The sequence below is a fragment of the bacterium genome (assembly GCA_030018315.1).
Classification (GTDB): Bacteria; Hydrothermota; UBA3073; order JACQXS01; family JAGMCI01; genus JASEGA01.
Genome location: JASEGA010000016.1, coordinates 40,948 through 47,526, shown reverse-complemented (window position 1 = coordinate 47,526; position 6,579 = coordinate 40,948). Strand labels below are relative to the sequence as shown.

The following is a 6,579-nucleotide window of genomic DNA, read 5'->3' as shown; positions in this document are numbered from 1 at the left end:
GGAAAGACCAACTGGCAGGTAACGAGCCAGAGACCGACGAGCTTGACCCAGGAGATATGACTGTGAAACAGCGTAATGAGCTTATCCTGGAGCGGTTACAAACAGGAGACAGCGTGGCAGATGTGGCTGAAGCCTTTGGTGTTAGCAAGTCAACTGTTTACAACATCAGGAATGCTGCAAGGTGATTGTCGAAACCACCTGCTGGTGGAAGGCAGGTGGTAGCTGGGAAATGACCTACCCAGCCTGATGATGACAGGTCAACCAGAAAGGAGAGATTATAATGAGGAAATTGGAATTGCCAGATGACGTAAAGAGGCAAATGGAATTGTGGCGATGTGGGTTGGTGCCAATACCCAAAGACTACATTGATTTTCATAGACGGTTGGATGGATGGTATGAGAGTGGTGTGGGCAATAGTTGAGAAAAGCAACGAATTGTTCAAACTTAAATGGCACGATAGCAATCAGGAGTTTTTCGTCCAAAGCAAGAGTGGTGGAGGTTTTCCATTCAGGGAGGTGGATTAAACATGTTATACTTTGCTTATGGCAGCAACCTGCACTTGGAACAGATGTTGGAGCGGTGTAAGGATGCAGAGCCACTGACCCAGGCGATATTAGAAGGCTACCAAATGATATACCGACGTGGGGTAGCCACAGTAGAGAAAGCCAGCAAGCGTGATAGAGTGTTCGGAGCGGTTTACAAAATCAGCAAGAGAGACCTGGCTGCATTGGACAGATATGAGGGTTATCCGATACTATATTACAGAGAGCTTCTCCAGGTGGAAACCAGGGGGATGGGAGAAGTAAAAGCGATAACCTACATGATGCACAAGTGTTACCGACCGAGCCTACCAAGAACAGGTTATTACAAGGTAATTGAGGAAGGTTATCGAAACTGGGCACTCCCAATTGAAGCCTTAGAAAACACGGTCACAGATTTGGGTTCTGTTAGGTTATCAATAGCGGTCAAGGGGTAACACTCTTCTGAAAATCGATATAAAAGAGGAGGAAGAGTAATGAAGTTTGAAGATTATGTTAACATGGCATATCACCTGGCAAGTAAGTTTACCTGTGATAAAAACGTGATGATAGATAGGGATGACCTGATACAGTTGGCTTTGATGGGGCTGCACAAGACTTTGACTGAGAAAAAGTATAAGGAAGGGATGCCGTTCTCCACCTACGTTTACAAAGTGATGAAGAATGAAATCCAGAAAGAGTTCAGGAGGTTTGACAAGGAGTATTTGAGGGTTTACGACGTGGAGCCAGAGACAATCAAGAACGTGCACAACCCAGAGGAACTGGCACACCACAAGCTTAACTGGGGGGAGGTTCAAGAAGTTTTATCAGAGCAAGAATATAAGGTGGTTATGATGACTGCGGAGGGCTTCAACCAAAAAGAAATTTCCACAGAAATAGGGTTAAGTCAGTCTCAAGTGAGTAGAATATTCTTGAGGGCGAAGTCTAAAATCAGGGAGGTTGTTGAGAATGGCTGTATTGCTTCTGTTTGATAAAAAGCTGGCACTGAAATGCTCCTTCGATGAGAAGGAGCTTGCCAAGTCTGTTCCAGGTTGGAAGTGGAATGGTGAGATGAAGGTTTGGGAATACCCAGTTGAGAAAGAGACTGTAGACCAACTAAAATCAATTTTCCCCAACCTTAAGATTGCCCAGGCAGTAAGAGACCACATCAAGCGTATTGAGCGTAAGAGGATGCAACTGCTTGAGCTGAAACAGGTTGAAGACGTTGAGTTGGGCGTACCGTTTGCCGACAAGCTACGCAATTACCAGAGGGTAGGAGCACATTTTCTGAACAACACCAGCAAGTGTATACTGGCTGACGACATGGGTACAGGTAAAACCCTTCAGGCGATAACTGCCTGTGAAGACCAAGGAGCAGAAAGGGTGTTGGTGGTTTGTCCTAACACCTTGAAATGGAACTGGTTTGATGAGATTGATAAATGGACTGACAGCAAGGCGGTTGTGGTGGACGGAGCCAAGAAAAAGCGTGAGAAGGCTATCAGTGAATTCCAGGGTAAATACTTGATAATCAACTATGAGGCGTTGCGGTTACACGAGGAGCTTCAAAACATTGAGTGGGATGTGCTGATACTGGATGAGGCTCACAAGATTAAGAACAGGAAGGCACAACAGACCAAGGCAGCAAAGAAGCTCAAGGCAAACCGTGTCTACCTGTTGTCAGGCACACCAATGCTCAACAGACCTGACGAACTGTGGAGTTTGCTGAACAGGTTATACCCTGACAAGTTCAGGAGCTATTGGAGATTTGTAGAGCGATATTGTAGTATGGTTGACAACGGTTGGGGGAAAGATATAGGCATAGGTACATCTGAACAACAGGAAGAGTTGAAGCGGTTGCTTGCACCAATAATGTTGAGACGTACCAAGCAGGAAGTGCTGACTGAACTACCTGATAAAATACACCAGAGACACCTGGTTGAGTTGAAAGGTAAGCAAGCCGAAGCCTACAAGACCATGGAGGAGGATGCTATAGCAACACTGACTAGTGGAGAGACTATTGCAGCACCTGTGGTGATTGCCCAGATTACACGATTACGGCAGATAGCCATATCCACTCAGCTTTTGAGTGACCAGGTGGCAGAGAGTGCAAAGTTTGAGGTATTGTTGGAGCTTATCCAGGACAACAAAGATAACCATAAGATTGTGGTATTTAGCCAGTTCAGGAAGGCTGTAGAGTTATTCAGTAAGAAACTGGACGAAGCAGGTATCAAGTGGGTAGCAGTTACAGGCAAGGTTAAGCAAGATGACCGACACCAAGCAACCAAGAGCTTCCAGGAGGATATTGAGACAAGGGTTATGTTAGCTACCATTGAAGCTGCAGCACATGGGCTTACCTGGACAGCAGCAGACATAGCGGTGTTCTTGGATAGGCACTGGACACCTGCCATTAATACTCAAGCTGAAGACCGTTTGCACAGGATAGGACAGAAGAATAGTGTAACCATAATAAACCTGGTTGCTAAAGGCACTGTTGAGGAATACATTGAGTGGTTGCTTGAGAAGAAAAAGGAAGGTTTTGACAACATTATCAATGGACAGGTTACAGCCGAAGACCTGAAACAAATATTCGGCATGGAAATAGCTAAATTACAAGGAGGTAAAAATGATGAGAAAAGTTGTGATAGTAGCATTGGCACTCCTGCTGATAACAGGGTGTAGCAAGAGCAAGGGTATTGATGCGGTGTTGAATGATGGTTATGAGATGAGCAATGAAGCATTCAATCACTGGTTGGAGACTGGGGAGGCAGACCTGAAAGATTTCAGGGATAAGCCTACCATATGGCAAGCTATTCACCAGATGAGCCACCACGTAATTGAGGCAAGGGAAAAGTGGGGATACCAGCCATTGACTGAAGAGCGTGTAAATTACTTGATAGTGGAGATTGCTGAAAGCACCAAGTTTGAGACAGACTTTGGCAGAGAGCAGTTGTTGGATATTGTCATCAGGTGGAAGGAAGGTGACTTCTCCAGAGCAGACCACGACCATAATACGGTGTGGAACAACCTGGGTGGCACAATAGGGCGTGCTTCTGGAGTGCATGAAGACCGTATCCCAGCCTGGGCAATAGCCAACCAGGAGGCAAAGCTGGTGATTAATCTTGATTAAGTTCACTGACGGTGAGGAGTTTGACACCAGTGGCGAGCTCAGAGTTGAGAAGAGAAAAGACGGTTGGTATGTAGTAGGCAAAGGCATGCTCATACCTGTCAAAGACCGAGAAGAAGCACAGGAAGTTATTGATGCCTTCTCTGAATAGGGAAGGTAATTTTTTATGAAAAAACACTAGAATAGGGTTAATGACAGTTAACTGCGATATACTTAATTAGGAGGGGCGGATATGTTGGAAGTACTATATTGAGCTTACCCAGCCTAGTTGGTAAGCGGTTAGGGTGCTACTGCAAACCACTTGCTTGCCACGGTGATATGTTGATAAAGTTAGCCAGAGAGGAGGGATTATTATGAAGAGCTTGAAAACTGGTGGGCTGCAGGAGCTTGGTTTTTTCAAGAACAGGGTAGGCAGGGCTTACGGCAGAGGGGAGATAGACCGTTCCACCTTTGAGAGGTTGTCTGCCAAAGTTGAAGACCTTCTCCAAGAACTGGAGGCACTACCCAAGCCAGATTTTGAGGAGGATGACGAAGATGAATAGGGAACGAGTGTGCAGGTAGGAGAAAATTGAGAGAATGGAGGTTAGTTAAATGACAAGGAAAGTATTAAGCTACACTCAGATTAAAACCTGGAAACGGTGCAGGCAGAAGTGGTTTTACCGTTATGTGAGAGGGCTTGTGCCCAAAGAGCGTGTCAAAAAGATTGAGTTGGGCAACTACGGTCATGCACTGCTGGAGGCACATTACAGAGGAGAAGACCTGTCAGAAGTTAGCAACAAGTATTGGCTGGAGCAGACTGAGAACATGTTCCAGGAGGAAATGTTGGAGTTTGAAGAGGTTCGGCAGCAAGCTGAACAACTGGTTGGGTGTTATATTAAGCACTACGGTAAGGAAGAGCCTTGGAAAATTTATGCGGTAGAGGAACACTTCACTACGAATATACCAACACCCAAGGGTAACAAGTCTCAGTCAGCATTACAAGGCGTGCTTGACTTGGTTGTTGAGGATGGCACCAATGAAATTTGGTTGGTTGACCACAAGTTCACCAGCATTGACTTGGATAAGTATGAAGAGAATTTAGTTCTTGACGAACAAGCAAACTACTACCTGTGGGCGTTAGCTGAGATGTTGAATAATCATAGTGCGGTGGCAGGTATCATATTCAACCTGGTGCGTACCAAACTACCGACTGTTCCCCAGTTGTTGAAAAAGGGTGGGTTGTCCAAAGCTAAGAATATTGACACAGACGTGGAGACCTACCTTCAGGCTATCAAGGACAATAAGCTCAATCCTAAAGATTATGCTGACTTCTTGACCCATGTTAGAGACAATGAAAAACCGTTCTTCAAGAGACACTACGTTCACAGGACACCCGAAGAGATAGCTGAAGTGGGTGCGGAGTTATATGAAATTTCCAGGGATATGCGTGGGTGTAGAGTGTTCAGGAATGCCACCAAGGACTGCAGTTGGGATTGTCCGTACCGTGAACTTTGCATAATGGAGTATAAGGGAGTAAAAGACGACTTCTATATTGATGCGAATTTCACCAAAAACGAGGGTTAAAACCGTGCCCAAGACAATATACTAATATATGAAGGGAGGTGGGCACGGTGCAGCCGACAAAAGTTTGGATTGTAAATTCATCAGGGCACAACTTTGATGCTGCCAAAGAATTTGGGGAAGAGATGATACCATTGACAGCAGGCAAAGTGAATATATTCAACGTTGAGAGGCTTATTCATGAGTTCAAGGGCAAGATGGTTAATCACCAGAAGGATGACTGGATATTGCTCAGTGGCAACACAGTTCTCAATGTGCTTGCTGTAACGGTTGCTCTTGCCAAACATAGGGAGGTGAAACTTCTACTGTATGATGTAATTCGCAAGGAGTATGTACCCAGGGAAATAAGCTACAAAGAATTCAAATAACAAGGAGGGATATTGTGGATAAGAAAGTTCTTGAGAAGTTGCAAGGCAGGATAGCCGACATTGAACAGATGCCGATAACTGCCAAGGTTCTCTTGTACTCTGACCCAGGTGTGGGTAAGACCACTGCAGCAGCATTATCACCCAAGCCACTGATTATTAACTGTGAAGGTGGCACATTGTGCCTGAACAAGTTCAAGGAGTATTACAAGAAGCTGGATATTAAAACTTTCAAGCCTGACAGCATTAAAGAGCTTCAAGAGATATTCTGGTATCTCAAGAGTGGAGAGCATGACAGGCAGACGGTCATTCTGGACAGCCTAAGTGAAATCCAACGTATGTCCATGGATGAAATTTTGGCTGACCCAAAACGTGATGACAAGTACGACAGGGACACACCAATTCTCCAAGACTATGGCAAAAACACCCAACAATTGAGAAGACTGGTAAGAGCCTTCAGAGACCTGCCTATGAATGTGGTGTTCACCTGTCTAGCAGGAGAGAGTAAGGATGAGACTGACGGCAGTGTGAAGATTGGACCAAGCTTGACACCCAAACTTGCATCAGATGTAATGGGCTACGTTGACGTGGTAGGTTATATGTTTGTGTCAAATGATAAGGGCAAGGAAGGAGTTCGTAAGCTGTTAACCCAGCCGAAGGGTAAGTACCTGGCTAAGGACAGGAGTGGTAAACTGGGCATAGGTATGTTGGAGCCGACCATGTTCGAGGTGTTCAACAAAATCACAGACGGTCAGGTTAAGATACCTGAGTTTGTTAATAAAATTATTGAGGAGGTAAAGAAGCATGAAGGCTAAATTGGATTTTACTAATGTCAACGACGGTTTTAAATTGATACCAAAAGGTGAATACCCTTGTTTCCTATTCGACGTAAACCACAAGGAGACCAAGAACGGAGACGACATGTATGTGTTGGTTCTCAGGGTTGCCAGTGGAGAGTACAAAGGGCGTCAACTGTTCTACAACCTGCCCGTGATGCCTTCCACCATGTAGA

General features: G+C 45.1%; 12 protein-coding genes. All 12 read left to right on the top strand.

Going from position 1 to position 6,579, the window contains the following annotated elements; all coding sequences use genetic code 11:
* Positions 1-185: helix-turn-helix domain-containing protein (locus QMD71_06510; GenBank protein ID MDI6840479.1), on the top strand; the 185-nt coding region annotated here is incomplete at its 5' end.
* A gap of 150 nt (positions 186-335) precedes the next feature.
* Positions 336-524, top strand: coding sequence for a hypothetical protein (locus QMD71_06505; protein MDI6840478.1), 189 nt, complete (start codon positions 336-338; stop codon positions 522-524).
* 2 nt (positions 525-526) lie between these two features.
* A complete protein-coding gene (locus QMD71_06500) occupies positions 527-976 on the top strand; it encodes a gamma-glutamylcyclotransferase (GenBank protein ID MDI6840477.1) in 450 nt (149 codons plus the stop codon).
* A 39-nt stretch (positions 977-1,015) separates the two neighbouring features.
* Positions 1,016-1,510, top strand: a complete 495-nt coding sequence (locus QMD71_06495) for a sigma-70 family RNA polymerase sigma factor (protein ID MDI6840476.1) — start codon at positions 1,016-1,018, stop codon at positions 1,508-1,510.
* Positions 1,488-3,197, top strand: coding sequence for a DEAD/DEAH box helicase (locus QMD71_06490; GenBank protein ID MDI6840475.1), 1,710 nt, complete (start codon positions 1,488-1,490; stop codon positions 3,195-3,197). Before QMD71_06495 ends, QMD71_06490 begins: the two co-directional genes overlap by 23 nt.
* Positions 3,169-3,645, top strand: a complete 477-nt coding sequence (locus QMD71_06485; protein MDI6840474.1) for a DUF6241 domain-containing protein — start codon at positions 3,169-3,171, stop codon at positions 3,643-3,645. The genes QMD71_06490 and QMD71_06485 overlap by 29 nt, the downstream gene beginning before the upstream one ends.
* Entirely contained in the window at positions 3,638-3,793 is a 156-nt protein-coding gene (locus QMD71_06480; GenBank protein MDI6840473.1) for a hypothetical protein, read from the top strand. The genes QMD71_06485 and QMD71_06480 overlap by 8 nt, the downstream gene beginning before the upstream one ends.
* A 202-nt stretch (positions 3,794-3,995) precedes the next feature.
* Positions 3,996-4,184, top strand: a complete 189-nt coding sequence (locus tag QMD71_06475; GenBank protein MDI6840472.1) for a hypothetical protein — start codon at positions 3,996-3,998, stop codon at positions 4,182-4,184.
* A gap of 49 nt (positions 4,185-4,233) precedes the next feature.
* Positions 4,234-5,205, top strand: a complete 972-nt coding sequence (locus tag QMD71_06470) for a PD-(D/E)XK nuclease family protein (protein ID MDI6840471.1) — start codon at positions 4,234-4,236, stop codon at positions 5,203-5,205.
* A 47-nt stretch (positions 5,206-5,252) separates the two neighbouring features.
* The gene (locus QMD71_06465; GenBank protein ID MDI6840470.1) at positions 5,253-5,570 is read left to right on the top strand and encodes a hypothetical protein; all 318 of its coding nucleotides are present in this window, start codon (positions 5,253-5,255) and stop codon (positions 5,568-5,570) included.
* Between the two features lie 14 nt (positions 5,571-5,584).
* Positions 5,585-6,382 carry an ATP-binding protein gene (locus QMD71_06460; protein MDI6840469.1) on the top strand — a complete coding sequence of 266 codons (798 nt, stop codon included), beginning with the start codon at positions 5,585-5,587 and terminating at the stop codon, positions 6,380-6,382.
* A complete protein-coding gene (locus QMD71_06455) occupies positions 6,372-6,578 on the top strand; it encodes a DUF669 domain-containing protein (protein ID MDI6840468.1) in 207 nt (68 codons plus the stop codon). The genes QMD71_06460 and QMD71_06455 overlap by 11 nt, the downstream gene beginning before the upstream one ends.
* Position 6,579: the final 1 nt, after the last annotated feature.